The sequence below is a fragment of the Pseudomonas sp. EB271-G4-1 genome (assembly GCF_058791355.1).
In genome coordinates, this window is sequence record NZ_JBYTEO010000019.1 from 45,232 (window position 1) to 62,194 (window position 16,963).

Annotated in this window: 16 protein-coding genes; 6 read left to right on the top strand and 10 right to left on the bottom strand. The window is 61.3% G+C overall.

All coding sequences use genetic code 11. The features are described 5' to 3' along the window. Positions 1 to 90: 90 nt before the first annotated feature. A complete protein-coding gene (locus tag AC3WWR_RS11770; protein ID WP_033044161.1) occupies positions 91 to 1,083 on the bottom strand; it encodes a diaminopimelate epimerase in 993 nt (330 codons plus the stop codon). 166 nt (positions 1,084 to 1,249) lie between these two features. Here AC3WWR_RS11770 and AC3WWR_RS11775 point away from each other — a divergent pair, with 166 nt between their 5' ends. Further along, positions 1,250 to 2,401, top strand: a complete 1,152-nt coding sequence (locus AC3WWR_RS11775; protein WP_020795531.1) for an MFS transporter — start codon at positions 1,250 to 1,252, stop codon at positions 2,399 to 2,401. A gap of 45 nt (positions 2,402 to 2,446) precedes the next feature. Here AC3WWR_RS11775 and AC3WWR_RS11780 read toward each other — a convergent pair whose 3' ends face one another. The 5 genes from AC3WWR_RS11780 to AC3WWR_RS11800 all read right to left on the bottom strand — a co-directional run bounded on the left by AC3WWR_RS11780 (position 2,447) and on the right by AC3WWR_RS11800 (position 8,710). Continuing rightward, on the bottom strand, positions 2,447 to 4,864 hold the full coding sequence (locus AC3WWR_RS11780; protein ID WP_454866179.1) for a TonB-dependent siderophore receptor: 2,418 nt from the start codon (positions 4,862 to 4,864) through the stop codon (positions 2,447 to 2,449). 98 nt (positions 4,865 to 4,962) lie between these two features. Then, positions 4,963 to 5,946 (bottom strand): FecR family protein, encoded by a 984-nt coding sequence (locus AC3WWR_RS11785; RefSeq protein WP_454866180.1) that lies wholly within the window; start codon positions 5,944 to 5,946, stop codon positions 4,963 to 4,965. A gap of 40 nt (positions 5,947 to 5,986) precedes the next feature. Then, entirely contained in the window at positions 5,987 to 6,487 is a 501-nt protein-coding gene (locus AC3WWR_RS11790; protein ID WP_020795534.1) for a sigma-70 family RNA polymerase sigma factor, read from the bottom strand. 85 nt (positions 6,488 to 6,572) lie between these two features. Further along, a complete protein-coding gene (locus AC3WWR_RS11795) occupies positions 6,573 to 7,964 on the bottom strand; it encodes an ATP-binding protein (RefSeq protein ID WP_454866181.1) in 1,392 nt (463 codons plus the stop codon). Further along, positions 7,961 to 8,710 carry a response regulator gene (locus AC3WWR_RS11800; protein WP_050511638.1) on the bottom strand — a complete coding sequence of 250 codons (750 nt, stop codon included), beginning with the start codon at positions 8,708 to 8,710 and terminating at the stop codon, positions 7,961 to 7,963. The genes AC3WWR_RS11795 and AC3WWR_RS11800 overlap by 4 nt, the downstream gene beginning before the upstream one ends. 120 nt (positions 8,711 to 8,830) lie before the next feature. Here AC3WWR_RS11800 and AC3WWR_RS11805 point away from each other — a divergent pair, with 120 nt between their 5' ends. From AC3WWR_RS11805 to tynA, 3 genes are all read left to right on the top strand, one after another. Then, positions 8,831 to 9,151: a hypothetical protein gene (locus AC3WWR_RS11805; protein WP_033044164.1), complete on the top strand. Its 321-nt coding sequence runs from the start codon at positions 8,831 to 8,833 to the stop codon at positions 9,149 to 9,151. Further along, positions 9,151 to 9,822 (top strand): DUF3313 domain-containing protein, encoded by a 672-nt coding sequence (locus AC3WWR_RS11810; protein ID WP_033044166.1) that lies wholly within the window; start codon positions 9,151 to 9,153, stop codon positions 9,820 to 9,822. The genes AC3WWR_RS11805 and AC3WWR_RS11810 overlap by 1 nt, the downstream gene beginning before the upstream one ends. A 147-nt stretch (positions 9,823 to 9,969) precedes the next feature. Continuing rightward, positions 9,970 to 12,258: a primary-amine oxidase gene (gene tynA, locus AC3WWR_RS11815; RefSeq protein ID WP_454866182.1), complete on the top strand. Its 2,289-nt coding sequence runs from the start codon at positions 9,970 to 9,972 to the stop codon at positions 12,256 to 12,258. Between the two features lie 61 nt (positions 12,259 to 12,319). Here the strand turns inward: tynA and feaR are convergent, their stop codons facing one another. The 4 genes from feaR to AC3WWR_RS11835 form a co-directional block, all read right to left on the bottom strand. Beyond that, the gene (gene feaR, locus AC3WWR_RS11820; protein WP_033044167.1) at positions 12,320 to 13,234 is read right to left on the bottom strand and encodes a transcriptional regulator FeaR; all 915 of its coding nucleotides are present in this window, start codon (positions 13,232 to 13,234) and stop codon (positions 12,320 to 12,322) included. Between the two features lie 85 nt (positions 13,235 to 13,319). Continuing rightward, positions 13,320 to 14,243 (bottom strand): phenylacetic acid degradation operon negative regulatory protein PaaX, encoded by a 924-nt coding sequence (gene paaX, locus AC3WWR_RS11825; protein ID WP_020795541.1) that lies wholly within the window; start codon positions 14,241 to 14,243, stop codon positions 13,320 to 13,322. A gap of 168 nt (positions 14,244 to 14,411) precedes the next feature. Continuing rightward, a complete protein-coding gene (gene paaY, locus AC3WWR_RS11830; RefSeq protein WP_020795542.1) occupies positions 14,412 to 15,008 on the bottom strand; it encodes a phenylacetic acid degradation protein PaaY in 597 nt (198 codons plus the stop codon). Positions 15,009 to 15,124: 116 nt separating this feature from the next. Continuing rightward, complete coding sequence (locus AC3WWR_RS11835) at positions 15,125 to 15,265, bottom strand: hypothetical protein (RefSeq protein ID WP_454866183.1); 141 nt, start codon at positions 15,263 to 15,265, stop codon at positions 15,125 to 15,127. Between the two features lie 92 nt (positions 15,266 to 15,357). On the opposite strand from AC3WWR_RS11835, the gene paaF reads away from it, so the two are divergent. Both paaF and paaG read left to right on the top strand, forming a co-directional pair. Continuing rightward, positions 15,358 to 16,131, top strand: coding sequence for a 2,3-dehydroadipyl-CoA hydratase PaaF (gene paaF, locus AC3WWR_RS11840; RefSeq protein WP_454866184.1), 774 nt, complete (start codon positions 15,358 to 15,360; stop codon positions 16,129 to 16,131). A 39-nt stretch (positions 16,132 to 16,170) separates the two neighbouring features. Beyond that, positions 16,171 to 16,962 (top strand): 2-(1,2-epoxy-1,2-dihydrophenyl)acetyl-CoA isomerase PaaG, encoded by a 792-nt coding sequence (gene paaG / locus AC3WWR_RS11845; RefSeq protein ID WP_020795545.1) that lies wholly within the window; start codon positions 16,171 to 16,173, stop codon positions 16,960 to 16,962. Position 16,963: the final 1 nt, after the last annotated feature.

Sequence of the window (16,963 nt, forward strand, 5' to 3'; positions counted from 1 at the left end):
ACCCCTTCGCGAGCAGGCTCGCTCCCACAGTTTTGTGAACGACAAAAAACTACTGTGGGAGCGAGCCTGCTCGCGAAGGCGATCTCAAATTCACCTCACTAATCGAGCTGTACCAAACAGGCTGACCCGACTCAGCTCCCCCTGCTCCTCTTCCAGCAAAATCGGCGCCGTACCACCCGGCATTACCACTTTCACCTCGCCGGCACTCACCCAACCTACCCGCCACGCCGCACACGCCACCGCCGACGCACTCGTCCCCGAGGACGCCGTCGGCCCTTCCCCGCGCTCGAACACCCGCGCGACAACATGACCTTCGGACTCACGCATCGCCCATTGCAGATTAATCCCTGCCGGACAGGGTTTACCTGCACCTGCAGGCATCGCATAGGCGATCCGCATCAGTCCCTCGGCCAATGGCGATTGCCTCATCTGCTCATTGCCCGGCAAGGCCTCGGCACTGTCCACCAGCGTCACGCAATGCGGATTGCCGACCCTGGCAAACTGACTGCGCGACCAGGCGCCATTAAGTGCTGACAACTGACGCACGTGGCTGAGCTCACGGCCGTTCAACTGCACAGCTTCAACGTCAACGGCACTGACCGCCGATGGCCCGAAGCCAGGCTGGCCCAGGTCTAGCCAGAAACCCTGCGCACCCTCGACTTGCGCGGCTTTCACCGATGTTTGCCCCGGCGAGGGTGTGTCGGATTTGTCGTGATGTACCCTGAGTACGCAGGCTTCATCGCTCGGAAACAGTCCCTGATCGCTCAACGCCTGGGAAAAAATTGTCAACCCGTTGCCGCTGCGCTCGGCCAGGGTGCCGTCGGTGTTGACGATCAACAGGTCAAAGGGCGGCGATGACTGAAACGGCCCGACCAGCAAACCGTCGCTGCAATGATCCTTGCTGCCCGGCGGTTGCGTGCCGGGCGCCCAGGCACAGCACGCTTCGATGGCCGCCAGCGCCCAGTCCTCGCGAGTTTGCGCGACGCGGTCGGCCTGATCGGGCACGTCGATGCCCTGTTGGCGCAGCGCCTCGGGCGCCACCACGTTGTAGATATTGCCCCGTGCATCGTACATCCGCGCCATGGCGCCCTCCCTGTTGGACATCTGGTTCTGGCACAACATATCGCGAAACACCGTCTGGCTGTGCAAGGATGTCAGCCTGTGGGCGTGCCAGATCACGGACGCTGAGCGAACCCTCAGGGCCTGATCACTGTCAGTTGCAGACGCGACGATTTTTCCAAGGATTGATATGACCAACCTCAACACCCAGACCTCATTCGTGCCAGGGCGCCTGGAACAGATGTCCACGCGCGTCGCCTTTTTCATCGCCGGGTTCGGCATCGCCGCGTGGGCGCCGCTGGTGCCCTATGCCAAGGCGCGGGCCGGGCTGGACGAAGGCACCCTGGGTTTGTTGCTGCTGTGCCTCGGTGTGGGCTCGATACTGGCGATGCCTATAGCTGGAATCCTGGCCACGCGCTTCGGGTGCCGCAAAGTGGCGACCGGTGGCACCTTGCTGATCTGTGCCGCGTTGCCTTTGCTGGCCACGGTATCGTCGATTCCGGCCTTGATTGGCGCATTGTTCATGTTCGGCGCGGGCCTGGGCACCGTCGATTCGACGGTGAACCTGCAGGCGGTGATCGTCGAGCGCGCCAGTGGCAAAAACATGATGTCGGGGTTTCACGGGTTGTTCAGCCTGGGCGGAATCGTCGGCGCGGCGGGCGTCAGTGCGCTGCTCGGCCTGGGGCTTGCGCCACTGGGGGCGATGCTGGTGGTCATCGTGTTGCTGCTGGTCGCACTGCTCAAGGCTGCCCCGCACATGCTGCCCTATGGCAGCGAAAGTTCGGGGCCGGCCTTCGCTGTTCCCCACGGTATCGTGCTGTTTATCGGCGGGATGTGTTTCATCGTGTTCCTCGCCGAAGGTGCCGCCCTGGACTGGAGCGCGGTGTTCCTGGTGCAGGAACGCGGCATCGACAAGGCCTACGCCGGCCTGGGTTACGCGGCTTTCGCACTGACCATGACGGTGGGCCGGTTGACCGGTGACGCCATCGTGCGTCGCCTGGGCGCAACGCGGGTCATTGTCTTCGGTGGGGCGGCGGCGGCGGCCGGTCTGCTGCTGGCCACGTTCGCCCCCAGCTGGGAAGCGGCGCTGGCGGGCTATGCGCTGCTGGGAGCCGGATGCTCGAACATCGTCCCAGTGCTGTATACCGCGGTGGGCAAGCAGACCGTGATGCCGCAAAGCATCGCCGTGCCGGCCATTACCACCCTGGGTTACGCGGGGATACTCGCAGGGCCTGCGGTGATCGGATTTGTCGCCCATGCCGCCAGCTTGAGTTTTGCCTTCGGCTTGATGGCGCTGTTGCTGCTGGCGGTGGCGATTGGCGGGAGAGTGTTGAAGGTTTAAAAGCATCGTCGGAACGCCACCCGGCGGCGTTCCGACCCCGGTCTCTCAGAACCCGACGCTGGCCTGCACGAAGAACGTGCGCGGCGTGCCGACGTACATGCCCGCGTTGTTGTCGCTGGAGCGGGTGAAGTACTGCTTGTCGAAGATGTTTTTCACCCCGGCCCCCAGCTTCAGGTTCGACACCTGCGGACCGAAATCATAGCCGGCGCGCACGTTCCAGGTGACGTAGCCCGGAATGTCGCCGTACTGCCCATCCGCTGTGCCTTCGGTGATGTAGTTGTTGCTGAAGCTACCGTCAGCATTCACCGCCACGCCGGGGGAGCGTTGCTTGGACTGGGCGAAGGCATCCAGGTTGTAGGTCCAGCGATTGATGTCGTAGCGCAGGCCAGCGGTTGCTACCTGGCGCGAGTAGAACGGCAGGTCACGCCCCTTGAAGTCCGGAATCTCTCCTTCATAGACGGCGCGGGTGTAGGTGTAGCCGGCATTGGCGGTAAGACCGGCCAGCCGTGGGTCCAGCGCCGCCATGTCGTAGTGCACCGATGCCTCGATGCCCCGGTGCGTGGTAGCGCCGAGGTTGGTCCAGCCCGCATCGTTGCTGATGTATTGCAGCTCTTTATCGAAGTCGATGTAGAACAGCGTCACTTCACCGCCCCACACCTCATCGTTGTAACGCGTACCGAGTTCGTAGGTCTTGGCCTTTTCCGGTTCCAGGCCATTGGCCGTTTCGTCACCTGCGCCACCCTGGCCGAGCTGAAAATACTGCAGGGAGCCGAACGAGGTTTCGTAGTTGGCGAACAGTTTCCAGGCATCAGACATGTGATACATCACGCTCAGCGCCGGCAGCGGCTCGTTACTCTCGATGCTGCGGCGTTTTTCCTGCACTGGCTTGCCTGCAGTGTCGAGCACCGGGCGGTCATGCCACTCGGTCTGGATATGTTCGAAACGTACACCCGGAGTGATGGTCCAGTTGCCGACATCGATTTTGTTGTCGACATACACCGCGTGGGCTTCAGTCCCCCCGGTACGGTCCTGGTACACATGGCCGTCCGACCCCGGACGCGCGACCGGCTCGTTGTTGACCAGCGCCAGGCGGCTGGCTTCTTCGTGCATGCCTTCTTTCAGGTAGCGATAACCGACGCTGACTTCCTGGGTCGTCTGGCCGACGTCGAACACGTGGGACACACGCGGTTCGATGCCATAGGTGTAATAGGTGCGCGGAAACGAACCCAGGGTCTTCTGGTCGCGAGCGGCGATGTTGCTGCCACGAAAACTGTCGGAGTAGTAGGTCAGCACTTCGGCCTGGGTGCGGTCGTCGAGTTGACGAATCCACTTGAACGACACGTCCTTGCGGCGGCCACTGAAGTTGTCGTGGTCGCGGTCGGACTGGAACGGGTCGGCGTCATACTGGGCCTGGGTCAGGCCGCCGGGCATGTCGGCCTTGGCATCGTAATAGTGGAAGTTGAGGCTGAAGTCATCCACATCGGTCGGCGCCCAGTGCGTCTTGAGAATCACGTCGTCGATGTCATTGCCATTGTTGCTTTTGCGATAACCGTTGCCGTTCACCCCGGAATACAACAGCGCCATGCCCATGCCGTTGTCGGCGGTGCCGCCGGCGAACAGCGTATCGATGTGCTTCCAGCCACCGTGTTGGGAGGTTTCCAGGGTGCTGCCGATTTCAGCCGAGGCTTGTTCCGGGATCGCACGGGTCACGAAGTTGATCACCCCGCCCACGTTCTGTGGCCCGTAACGCACGGAGCCGGCGCCGCGCACCACGTCGATGCTGTCGAGGTTGCCGGAGGAAATCGGCGCCATGGACAACTGCGGCTGGCCATAGGGGGCGAAGGCCGCCGGCACGCCATCGATCAACACGGTCGAGCGTGGCGACAGGCGCGAAGTCAGCCCGCGAACACCGACGTTCAGAGAAATATCACTGCCACCGGTACCGTTGGCCTCCTGCACTTGCACACCCGGCACGCGCTTCAATACGTCGCCGACATTCATCGCGCCTTGCTCGACCATGGCCTCGCGGCGAATCACGGTACGGGCGCCGGGGTGGTTCTGCACCACCGCGGCATCGGCATCACCGAGCCAGTCGCCCACCACCTTGATGTCGGTCATGCCCAGCTCCAGCGGGCCATCTGCCGCAGGGGCCGGTAGCAGCGTCACCGAGCCTTCGTTGATCTGGTATTGCAGGCCGCTGCCTTGCAGCAACTGGCGCAGCGCTTCTTCCGGCGCGATATTGCCATCCACTGCCGGGGCCTGTTTGCCGGCCACCAGTTCCGGACTGAAAAAAACCTGCAGCGACGTTTGCTGGCCCAACTGGCTCAGGGCCTGCCCCAAAGGTTGCGCCGGGATGCGGATAGCCTCTCCAGCGAATGCCTGGGGCAGCGCCAGGTTGACCGCCAGTGCAAGGGCCAGCGGCAACCAAGGGGAATTGTTGTTTTTAGCGATGGTTTTTTTCACGTCGAACGTAGTCCTGAAGATCGCAAAAGTGTGCGCTTGTTAATGCAAACCAGTTGCAGTTGAACAGGAAGACGCTGAACTCGAAAAAAACCTGAATTTTATTTTGAAATTATTTCCTGGCTGCCGTCATCGAGCGTGCGCACGGCCACCGGAAGGATGCTCGGCAAGGCCTTGAGCAACGCGTCGGTGTTGTCGGACTTGAACACGCTGGTCAGGCGCAGATTGCCGATTGCGGCATTACCGACCTTGAGCGGCTTGTCTCGGTAACGCGAGACCTGCTCGGCGACATCGGCCAGGCTGGCGTTGTTGAACACCAGTTTGCCGTTGCGCCAGGCCGTCAGTTCAGCCGGGTTGACCGGATAGGCCACAGCGACCTTGCCCCCGGCATCGACATGGGTACCGAGACCCGCGGTCAAGCTGATGAAATCATCGGCGGTGGCATCGCGCCCCTGCACCTTGACCGTGCCCTGCTCCACCACGACCCGGGTTTCGGCGCTGCCCCGGCGTACATCGAAGCGGGTTCCGGTGACCGTGACCTTGCCACTTCCCGCCTCAACGACAAAGGGCCGACGGCTGTCATGCTGGACGCTGAACATCGCCTCGCCTTCGCTCAGCTCAATGGCGCGGCGATGCTTTTCGAAGCGCACCTGAATCCGGCTGCGGCTGTCCAGGTCGACCATCGAACCATCGGGCAAGGCTACCTGGCGACGCTCGCCCAGGACTGTGGAAAACTCGGCCGTGTAAGGCGACGGTTGCTTCAACCCGTTGAACAGGCCCAAGCCAACTGCCACCGCCAACACACTGGCGGCCACGGTATAGCGCATTAGCGGTCGACGTTTGCTGCGTGACGGTGTTTCTTCGCACAACGCCCGCAGACGCGCCGCCGGCACCAGGTCGGCGGCTGTCCACAGGCCCTGGAGCAACGCGAATTCGTCCCGGTGTTGAGGGTGTTCATTCAGCCAGCGTTCGAATTGGCGATGAGCATCGACATCGACGACGGGCTCCTGCAAACGCACAAACCAGCGCGCCGCTTCATCGCGAACCGTTGTTTGCCCGCACGCACAATCACGAGTATCCATCATGGAAGTTCCTGTTGAGCCGGGGATGAATAACCACACCGCATCATGACTGCAACCCGTCCAGGCGGTCGCGCAGATGCCGCAGGGTGCGGATCATATACTTTTCCACCATGTTCCTGGACAGCCCCAGGCGTTCGGCGATTTCAGCCTGGGTCAAGCCCTCGATCTTCTGCCAGACAAACACCTTGCGGCAGTTGACCGGCAGCTCGGTGAGCGCCCGCTCGATGGAATCGGCCAACTGGATCGCCTGCATGTAATGCTCCGGGTCGCCGGACGACGACACACTGAGATCAATTGCCCCTGACTCCATGGCACTCCGTCGATCCTCACGTCGATAACCGTCCACCGCGATGTTGCGCGCAGTCTGGTGCAGATAGGCCCGGGGTTGCTGCACCGCCGCCGAATCCGACTCGAGCACGCGCACGAAGGTATCGTGGGCCAGGTCCTCGGCCTGCTGACGGTTTCTCAGGCGACGGGTCCAGGTGCCAATCAACTCTTCGTAATGCTCGAAAAAGCCGTGTCTGCGGGGCAGCTTGGGGGTCATTGCGGTGTGCTGTGGAGACGAGGACGTGAATAGTAATGCTTCCTATTAACCTAAGGCAACGGTTTGCGGCTGAGCGGCGCGAAGGCTAACGCTTATTAGCCTTCGCGCCGCGAGTACCCGGCAGTTCCACACGCGCCACCAGCCCTGCGCCGGTGCGATTGCGCAGTGTCAGCTCCCCACCCTGCTCTCGAACGATCGCCCGCGCAGCAGACAATCCCAGCCCCACGCCACCGGTATCCCTGTTGCGTGAGGTCTCCAGACGGTAGAAGGGATCGAACACCTGTTCGAGGGCGGACTCGGGTATGCCGGGGCCCTCGTCACTGACTTCGATGCAGACCATGTGCCCTTCACGCCTTAGCTCGATTGCCGGCTCATGTGCATATTTCACGGCGTTTTCCAGCAGGTTGACGATCACGCGCTTGATCCCGAGCGGGCGGCCGTCGTACACCAGGTGGGCGGGACCCGTGAAGTGGACGACGATGTCCTGGTCGCGAAAATCATCGACGATCGTTTGCAGCAATTCCGAAAGGTCGAATGCCGTGGCGTGCTCCCCGTGGCTTTCATCACGGAAAAAACCCAGCGCCGCGTTGATCATCGTTTGCATCTCTTCGATGTCGCGCACCATTTTGCGCTGCTGTTCCAGGTCGTCCATGAATTCGCTGCGCAGACGCATCCGGGTCAGGGGCGCGCGCAAGTCGTGGGAGATGGCCGCGAGCATCTGCGTACGCTCGCTGAGAAAGTGCCGGATCTGCGCCTGCATGGTGTTGAAGGCAATGGTGGCCTGGCGTATTTCATGGGGGCCTTCGATCTTGATCGGCGGCGCGCGCAGGTCATCGCCAAAGCGCCGTGCAGCGCTGGCAAAACGTTGCAGCGGACTGGCCAGTTGTCGCGTGGCAATCCAGGCGACCAGCAGGGTAGCCACCAGCCCCAGGGCGATGATGATCGCAATTCGTACGCTGGAGTCGAGCCCCCAGCTGCGTTCCGGCGGGGTGAACGACAGCCAGCTGCCATCGCGTAGCTCAACCAGTGCCACGTAGTGCGCCTGGGGGCTTTCGTCCGGCCAGTCGCCGGGGTTGAAGACTCGAATGTCACGGGGAACATCACCCAGCAATTGCTGCAGCGGCGAATGCTCGTGCCCTACCTGCAAACCGCCCGGGGGCAGATGGAAGTCGGCCCGCCGTTCGTGCCAAACCACCTCAAGCATCGGATGGCTGGCGGCAGAGGCCAACGACGAGCGCAACGGCACAGGCGCTGCCTCGATCACCCGCACATTCGCGGCCATTTGCTCGAGCAGGCCGGTGCGCTCAATGGGCGGACGGCCCCAGGTTCCGGCGAGCTGTACGAACAGGCCATTGAGGGCCAGGGACGCGAGCATCGCCGCGACGATTGTCAGCGCAATGCGCGACCTGAGTGTATCGCGAGGGACTATTCGCGGGACTAATCGCGGAACCATTCGAGCGACCAGGCGGCGGATCATGAGCGGGTCACCTTGGCGCAGAACATATACCCGCCGTTACGCACGGTGCGAATGAGATCCGGGCGCTTGCTGTCCGGCTCGATCTTGCGACGCAGTCGACTGACTTGCACATCGATGCTGCGGTCATAGGCATCGTGCCCCTGGCCACGCGCCAGGTCGATCAACTGTTCGCGGGTGAGAATGCGCTGCGGATGCTCGAGAAAAACCCGCAGCAAATCGAACTCGCCCGCGGACAACGGAATCATCACGCCCTCGGGCGAACGCAGTTCACGACAAGTGATGTCCAGGTGCCAATCGGCGAATGTGATGATCGGACGCGAGGGCTCGAGCCCCGGGCTTTTCTCGCCGGCGCGACGCTGCACGGCACGCAGCCTGGCAAGCAGCTCCCGAGGGTCGAAAGGCTTGGTCAGGTAATCGTCGGCGCCCAGTTCCAGGCCGACAATGCGGTCGCTCAGTTCACCCATCGCGGTCAACATGACGATCGCAATATCCGTCCGCGCCCGCAGTTTCTGGCAGAGGCTCAGGCCACCTTCGCCGGGTAGCATCAGGTCAAGGATGATGATGTCCGGGCGGTTCTTTTCGATCATCGCCCACATGGCCTCACCATGGGTGGCCAAGTCCACCTCATAGGCATGCTGAACAAAAAACTGTTTCAGCAGGGACAGGATTTCCACATCGTCGTCGACGATCAGCAGTCTGCTCACGTTCGGGGATCCACGGCCAAAAAAGAGCGTATCTAAAACCATTCCGGTGCCAGGGTCATATATTTCAATCCAGCAACATTTCTACTTGCATGACATCAATCGGACATACGGTCGCAACCCACTTGCGGCACCCTGCGCGAATTCCAACTCATGAGGTCTTCCATGCAGGGTTCGAACAGCACCTACGCAACCGAGACAACCGACAGCGCTCACACAGTGATCCTCAACCAGCGCACCAGTGCGCCAGGGCAAGACGAGCCGATTCTATTCCAGCAATCGTGCCTGGGACTGACCGACGATCGGACCCAGGTCGTGCTGCGCCGCTATTTCGAGCGGTACAGCCCGACCACCAGCAACTGGGTGGAATACATCCACCACGTGCCGATTGCCGAGTTTACCCAGTGGATCATGGCCAACGGCGATCTGCGTATCGAATGCTCGGAAGACCTGCCAGGCTCCACCCTCCAATCAGGAACCCCTTGATGAGAAAGCGCTTCTCGCTGCCGCTATTGGCCGCTGTAACCCTCGTCCTCTCGGCGTGCAGCAACAAAAAAGTCGCATCCCCCGACAGCTATTCAGGCTTTCTGAACGACTACAGCGCCCTGACCGAGCACCAGTCACCTTCAGGCCAACCGGTACTGAGCTGGGTAAACCCCAAACTTGAGCTCGACCGCTACACCCAGGTTTATATCGAACCGAGCCAATACTACCCGCAGCCCAAACCCAGCGAGCGCCTGCCACAGACCACGCTCGGCGACACGACCTGGTACTACGATGCGGTGCTCAAGTTTGAGCTGGGCAAGGTCTTGACCGTGGTCACCACCCCGGGGCCCAAGACCCTGATCGTGCGACCGGCAATCACCCGAGTGAGCGCCAGCACCCAGGGCCTGCGCTATTACGAATGGCTACCGATCACCCTGGTTGCAGCAGGCGTCAGCACCGCCACCGGGATCCGCGACCAGGACAGTGAAATTGCCACCGAGGTCGCCTTTCTCGATGGCGAGACCAGGACCCTTGTCGCCAAAGTGGTGCGCGTGGGCACGGGGATACCGCTGGAGAACGACAAGCAGGTCATCACCACGGCAAACATCAAGGGCGTGCTCGACGGCTGGGCCAGCGACCTGCGCAAGTCGTACCTGGCGATGCATAAATAGAAGGCTGCTTGCCAATCGGGATCCAATGGGGAAAATTGATTCAGGCAGGCAGTCAAAGCAATCTGGCAGGAATCCAAATGCAGGTTTCGACTGGCTGTTGCAAAGTGCAAGCATGCCAGTCACCGGCTTTTCCCCAGGAATGCACCCATGTCCAGCGCCAAAGCACTGCCAAAAAGATCACCGCTTGCCCGGCTCGCCCTGGCCATCTCCCTGAGCGTGCTCGGCCTGCCCATGTGCATGGACAATGCCCAGGCCCACGGCGGCCAAGCCGAAATGGTGCCGCTGCAGGCAGGCCTCGAGGAATTTGGCGCCACGGTCAAATGGGACGACTACTCGAACCTGTTCACCATTGCCAAGGACGGTGTCTACCTCAAGGTCAAGCCGGACAGCAAAGTGGCCATGCTCAACGGCAAGCGCATGGAGCTGACGGTGCCCGTGGTGTTCAAGGGCAAGACCGCCTTCATGTCCAAGGACTTCATCAACCAGGTGTTCCAGTCCGGCCTGGACACGACCTTTGTGGTAGAGACCCGTCCTAACCCGCTCAACCCCCTGAGTGCGGACGAAATCACCGCGGCGGTGGACATCGTCAAGCAATCGGAACACTACAAGCCGGGCTTTCGCTTCACCGAAGTCTCGGTCAAGGCGCCGCCGAAGGATCAGGTGTGGAACTTCGTCTACACCGGGCAAAACGTGACCCAGCCGCGCCAGGCCAATATCGTCGTGCTGGACGGCAAGCACGTGATCGAAGCGCTGGTGGATCTCGACAGCAAGGCGTTGCAATCCTGGAAGCCCATCGAAGGCGCCCATGGCATGGTGCTGCTGGATGATTTCGCCACAGTGCAAACCGCTGTCGAAACCAGCCCCGAATACGCGCAAGCCTTGGCCAAGCGCGGCATCAACGATGTGAAGAAAGTCGTCGCCACGCCGCTGACCGTCGGTTACTTCGACGGCAAGGACGGGCTGGCCCAGGACAAGCGCCTGCTGAAGATCGTCAGCTACCTCAATGTCGATGACGGCAACTACTGGGCGCATCCGATCGAGGGCCTGGTGGCGATTGTCGATCTGGAGCAGAAAAAACTGATCAAGATCGAAGACGAAGCGCTGGTTCCGGTCCCGATGAAACCGACGCCCTACGACGGACGCGGGCGCAAGGGCGTGGCGGTCAAGCCGCTGGAAATCATCGAACCCGAAGGCAAGAACTACACCATCACCGGCAATAGCATTCACTGGCAGAACTGGGACTTCCACGTTCGCCTCGATTCGCGGGTCGGCCCGATCCTGTCCACGGTCACCTACGACGACAAGGGCAAGAAGCGCAAGATCATGTACGAAGGCTCCCTGGGCGGGATGATCGTGCCTTACGGCGACCCGGATGTCGGCTGGTACTTCAAGGCATACCTGGATTCCGGCGACTACGGCATGGGCACCCTGACCTCGCCTATCGCCCGTGGCAAAGACGCCCCGGAAAACGCCGTGCTGCTGGACGCCACCATCGCCGACTACACCGGCGCACCGACGTCGATTCCGCGCGCCATGGCGGTGTTCGAGCGCTATGCCGGCCCGGAATACAAACACCAGGAAATGGGCCAGCCCAACCTCAGCACCGAACGGCGTGAGCTGGTGGTGCGCTGGATCAGTACCGTCGGCAACTATGACTACATTTTCGACTGGGTCTTCCAGCAGAACGGCACCATCGGCATCGACGCCGGCGCCACCGGCATCGAAGCGGTCAAGGGTGTGAAATCCAAAACCATGCACGAAGAAACCGCCAAGGAAGACACGCGCTACGGCACCCTGCTCGATCACAACATCGTCGGCACCACGCACCAGCACATCTACAACTTCCGCCTGGACATGGACGTGGACGGCGAAAGCAACTCGCTGGTGGAAGTGAACCCCGTCGTACTGCCCAACGACCGTGGCGGGCCGCGCACCAGCACCATGCAGACCGAAACCCGCGTGGTCAGCACCGAACAACAGGCCGCGCAGAAGTTCGACCCCTCGACCGTGCGCCTGCTGAGCAACTTGAGCAAGGAAAACAAGGTCGGCAACCCGGTGTCGTACCAGCTGATTCCCTATGCCGGCGGCACGCACCCGGTGGCCAAGGGCGCCAACTTCGGCACGGACGAATGGCTGTACCACCGCCTGAGCTTCATGGACAAGCAGCTGTGGGTGACGCAATACAACCCTGAGGAAAAGTACCCGGAAGGCAAATACCCGAACCGCTCGGACAAGGACTCGGGACTGGGGCAATTCACCCAGGATAACCATTCCATCGAGAACACCGACGACGTGGTCTGGCTGACCACCGGCACCACCCACATCGCCCGGGCCGAAGAATGGCCGATCATGCCGACCGAGTGGGTGCATGTGCTGTTGAAACCGTGGAATTTCTTCGATGAAACGCCGACGCTGAATCTCAACTCGCCGAAATAAAATGCAGGACGCATCCCCTGTAGGAGCGTCGACCGGCTGCTCCTACAGGGTTATGCGATCTTCAGGCATGCCGCTTGCGATATTCCCCCGGCGCAATGCCGAAGCGCGATTTGAATGCCGTGGAAAAATAGCTCGAATCGGAAAAACCCCACGAATACCCCAGCACCGACAACTTCTGTTCCTTGCCCGATTGACGCAGGGTTTCGGCACACAGGTCCAACCGACGGTTCTTGATGTAGCGCGCCACCACCAGGCCTTTCTTGGCGAACATCCGGTACAACCCACGGGTCGACATGCCAACTTCCCGCGCCAGCCATTCCGGGCACAGCTCTTCGCAACGGATGTGCTGGTCGATGACGCTCAGGGTCTTGCGGAAGGTGCGCTCGTGCGGATCCGTGCAATCGTCGCTCTGGCTGATGGCCGGGCGCAGCAGGCTGACAATCGCCTCCAGGGTCGCCTCGCTTTCCTGGCGACTGAGGTTCTGCTGGCGCGTGGCATCGAGGATCAAGCGGTGCGAAAGCATGGCGATTGGCGATGTCGCGGCAATCCGATGGCCGCACTTGACCTGATTGAAGCGCAGCGTCTGCTCCACCAGTTGGTACGGCAGGATAAGCGACAATTGTCGGGAGTTTTCGCTGTAGGTGAAGTCGCTGGGCCGCGCAGCATCGATCAATGTGATGTCCCCGGCGGACAGCAGGACCCTGTCGTCGCCCTGGGCCATGCCCGCGGTGCCATCGAGCTGGAACACCGCAAAGTACTTACCGTCCTCGCCCGCCGCGACTTCCTGCGGCGTGCGGTACAGCCGCGCCTGGCAGGCATCGACGAAGCTGAGCTTGAGGGCATCGCTGCGGTGTTCGCGAATCTGCCCGGCAAAGCCGGTTCCCAGGGGTTGGGCGTTGAAGGCGCCACAGATCTGGTTGATCTGGTGGATCCACTGATCGAACCCATCCTGGCGCTGTGCGGTTGTAGAAATCATGTCGGGCCTCACGCAGGCTTATTTTTATTGTCTACGTCAATCAACAGGTTCTCCTGAACAGCGACTCTCCCTGACCGTCGACGGGTTATTTCAACCCGCCAAACCGTCGATAAAAACTCTCGCCCACATCCGGTAGCGGTCCGTCGGCGGTTTCCAGTGCGCTGTTCAGCCATTCCTCGGCCTTGGCGTAGATCAAACGGTAAATGTTGCGGCACAACTGCCGGGCTGCTCGCCCTTCCCAGTCGCCGGGCAACAACTCGTCCGGCAGTTGCGGGTCGCGCAGCAGCAGTTTGCGGTATTCGTGAATAAGCAGGATCCGCGCCAGGAAGCAGTCGGCTGGCTGCAGGTTTTCCTGTTCGCGCAGGGCTTGCCACAGCGGCCGGAACAGCTGGATGAATTCGCTGTAGTGGGTTGCAAGCTCCTCGATGTTCCAGCTCTCGCGCACTTGCAGGCGCAGGGCCTTGGAGGCGAGTACGTCTTGAGCGGTGGTTTCGAAGACGATGGTTTCTTCCTGGGCGCCGAGGTCCAGCAGCGTCGCGTTGACATCCGTGCGATCGCTGCGCGGACAGGCCAGCACCACCGGCGAAATCGCACCAAAACCTTGCCATTCCAGCTCTTCGCGCACTTGTTTGCGCTTGTCCTGGGTCAGTTGCGACAGCATCACCAGGCACCAGGAACCATCCCAGGCCGGCATGCTGGTGCTATAGACACGTTTGAACGCCTTGTCGAAACGCCGGCGACCGGTGCCGGTCAGGCTGTAGTAACTACGACGACCCACCTTTTCGGCGGTCAGCCAGCCTTCCTTGGTCAGGCGAAAAATCGAGGTGCGGATCAGCCGCTCGTTGATGCCGATCGGTTCGAGCAACTGGATCAGGCTGCCCAGCCAGACGGTCCCGCCGTGGGGTTCGATGGCATCACCGTACAGGGTGATGATCAAGGAACTGGCACGGATCGGTGTCTGCTCTTGAAAGCGTGTAATCAGATGGTTCAAGGGTATCAGGGACGACATGGGCGTACCGGGCTGAAAAAAGAAAAGGAATATACCGAAAACCTGCCTGTTAATCGCAAATCCCCTTGTGGGAGCGAGCCTGCTCGTAAAAGCGGTGTACCAGTCACCATCAATATTGAATGTCAGACCGCATTCGCGAGCAGGCTCGCTCCCACAGGGGGATTGTGTTCACAAGGTATTGCCTTTCGGTCGAAGGCCTCTGTCACTGATTCGCGGCCGCTCCGGCTCTGGCTCCGCCAACGGCTCGCACACCTGCATTTGCGTGAGGCAACGCTTGGCCAGCTCCTGATACTCACGAGTACCCGCCTGCTTCCACGCCACTTCCTGATCGCTAAGCATGCGTTTGACACTCGCCGGCGCGCCCATGACCAATGATTGCTCGGGGCATTCGAACCCGGCCTTGACGAACGCCGCCGCCGACACGAAAGACCGCGGGCCGATACGTGCGTTGTCCATCACCACCGCATTCATCCCCACTAGCGCGTCGGCGCCGATCCGGCAACCGTGCAGCACGGCACCGTGGCCGATGTGGCCATTGCGCTCGACCACGGTGTCGCTGTCGGGGAAGCCGTGCATCACGCAGGTGTCCTGAATATTGGCGCCCTCCTCCAGCACGATCCGCCCGAAATCACCGCGCAGGCTGGCCAGCGGCCCTACGTAACAGTGGGGGCCGATGATCACGTCACCGATCAACACGGCGGACGGATGCACATAGGCGCTCGGATCAACCACCGGGGTCAGGCCATCAAGGCTGTAGCAGGTCATGGCAGGTTCCTTGGAAAAGCGATGCAAATATTTACTTATTTTGTATCACATCGCTTTTTCAAGTACAAAGACTAAAAAGCGTATCACTTGATAGCAGTGTTCTAACGGGGCGCATTTCAACCGCCAAAACCATCGACAACACCAATAAAATCAATGCTCATGGCGTAACAGCCTGCTTCATGCAGACCGCCTTTGGAAATCACAAATCCGACAATAGGACACATTAAATCGTTTTTTATGTTGATATTACGTATCACGTTATAGGTATACTCCGGCAAAACCGGCCCCTGCGGTCGATCCAATAACAAGCCGGCCTCAGCGCCGAGCGTTCACCGTGAGGGCATCCGCCATGCCTCAAACCCTTGCCGTCGAATTCATCGAGCCTGGCGTACGCCTGATTACCCTGCAGCGCCCACAAGCGCTGAACGCCCTGAACACCCAGCTGCTGGGTGAGCTGGCTGATGAGTTGAGCATCGCCCAAGCCGACCCCAAGACCCGTGCCGTGGTCATGACCGGCAGCCGCAAGGCCTTCGCCGCCGGTGCCGACATCAAGGAAATGGCCGAGCGCAATCTGGTCGGCATCCTCGACGACCCGCGCCAGGCCTCATGGCAAGCCATCACCCGCTTCAACAAACCGCTGATCGCCGCCGTCAACGGCTTCGCCCTCGGCGGCGGCTGCGAACTGGCCATGCACGCCGACATCATCATAGCCGGCGAAGATGCGCGCTTCGGCCAGCCGGAAATCAACCTTGGAATCATGCCCGGCGCGGGTGGCACCCAACGCCTGCTGCGCGCCGTCGGCAAATCCATGGCCATGCAGATGGTCTTGACCGGCGAGCCGATTGACGCTCGCCAGGCCCAGCGCGCCGGCCTGGTCAGCGAAGTCACCCAGCCTGAATTCACTGTCGATCGCGCGCTGCAGGTTGCCCGCCAGATCGCCGCCAAGGCACCGCTGGCGGTACGCCTGGCCAAGGAAGCGCTGCTCAAGGCCATGGACACCGACCTCGCCAGCGGCCTGCGCTTCGAGCGTCATGCCTTCACCGTGCTGGCCGGCACCCGCGACCGCGACGAAGGCATTGCCGCCTTCCAGGAAAAACGCACGCCGACTTTCACCGGCCAGTAATCCATGAATTCGTACGACCTCTTAGAGAGCGCCAAGACCATGAACTTCGAACACATCCTGTTTTCCATCGAGGCCGGCGTCGCCCTGCTCAGCCTCAATCGCCCGGATCAGCTCAACAGCTTCAACACCCAGATGCATGGCGAAGTGAAGGAGGCGCTCAAGCAGGTGCGGCAGAACCCCGACGTGCGCGTGCTGCTGCTGACCGGCGAAGGCCGTGGCTTCTGCGCAGGACAAGACCTGAGCGACCGCAATGTCGCACCAGGCAGTGCCGTACCGGACCTGGGCGAGTCCATCGAGAAGTTCTACAACCCGCTGATCCGCCAACTGCGTGACTTGCCGATGCCGGTGATTTGCGCGGTCAACGGCGTGGCCGCTGGCGCTGGCGCCAACATCCCACTCGCTTGCGACCTGGTGCTGGCAGCGCGCTCGGCCAGCTTCATCCAGGCCTTTTGCAAGATCGGCCTGATCCCTGATTCCGGGGGTACCTGGACCCTGCCGCGCCTGGTCGGCATGGCCCGAGCCAAGGCACTGGCCCTGCTCGGCAATCGCCTGAGCGCCGAACAGGCCGAGCAATGGGGGCTGATCTACCGCTGCGTGGAAGACGCCGAACTGCGCGACGAAGCGTTGAAACTGGCGCAACACCTGGCCACCCAACCGACATACGGCCTGGCGCTGATCAAACGCAGCCTGAACGCCAGCATGAGCAACAGCTTTGATGAACAGCTGGAACTGGAGCGTGACCTGCAACGCCTGGCCGGGCGCAGCGAGGACTACCGCGAAGGCGTCGGCGCCTTCATGGAAAAACGCACCCCAAGCTTCAAGGGACGTTGAG

Coding starts and splice junctions, on each gene's coding strand:
- AC3WWR_RS11770 (WP_033044161.1), bottom strand. CDS start 1,083: ATGGCGCGGATGTACGATGCACGGGGCAATATCTACAACGTGGTGGCG.
- AC3WWR_RS11775 (WP_020795531.1), top strand. CDS start 1,250: ATGACCAACCTCAACACCCAGACCTCATTCGTGCCAGGGCGCCTGGAA.
- AC3WWR_RS11785 (WP_454866180.1), bottom strand. CDS start 5,946: ATGATGGATACTCGTGATTGTGCGTGCGGGCAAACAACGGTTCGCGAT.
- AC3WWR_RS11790 (WP_020795534.1), bottom strand. CDS start 6,487: ATGACCCCCAAGCTGCCCCGCAGACACGGCTTTTTCGAGCATTACGAA.
- AC3WWR_RS11795 (WP_454866181.1), bottom strand. CDS start 7,964: ATGATCCGCCGCCTGGTCGCTCGAATGGTTCCGCGATTAGTCCCGCGA.
- AC3WWR_RS11800 (WP_050511638.1), bottom strand. CDS start 8,710: ATGGTTTTAGATACGCTCTTTTTTGGCCGTGGATCCCCGAACGTGAGC.
- AC3WWR_RS11805 (WP_033044164.1), top strand. CDS start 8,831: ATGCAGGGTTCGAACAGCACCTACGCAACCGAGACAACCGACAGCGCT.
- AC3WWR_RS11810 (WP_033044166.1), top strand. CDS start 9,151: ATGAGAAAGCGCTTCTCGCTGCCGCTATTGGCCGCTGTAACCCTCGTC.
- tynA (WP_454866182.1), top strand. CDS start 9,970: ATGTCCAGCGCCAAAGCACTGCCAAAAAGATCACCGCTTGCCCGGCTC.
- feaR (WP_033044167.1), bottom strand. CDS start 13,234: ATGATTTCTACAACCGCACAGCGCCAGGATGGGTTCGATCAGTGGATC.
- paaX (WP_020795541.1), bottom strand. CDS start 14,243: ATGTCGTCCCTGATACCCTTGAACCATCTGATTACACGCTTTCAAGAG.
- paaY (WP_020795542.1), bottom strand. CDS start 15,008: ATGACCTGCTACAGCCTTGATGGCCTGACCCCGGTGGTTGATCCGAGC.
- paaF (WP_454866184.1), top strand. CDS start 15,358: ATGCCTCAAACCCTTGCCGTCGAATTCATCGAGCCTGGCGTACGCCTG.
- paaG (WP_020795545.1), top strand. CDS start 16,171: ATGAACTTCGAACACATCCTGTTTTCCATCGAGGCCGGCGTCGCCCTG.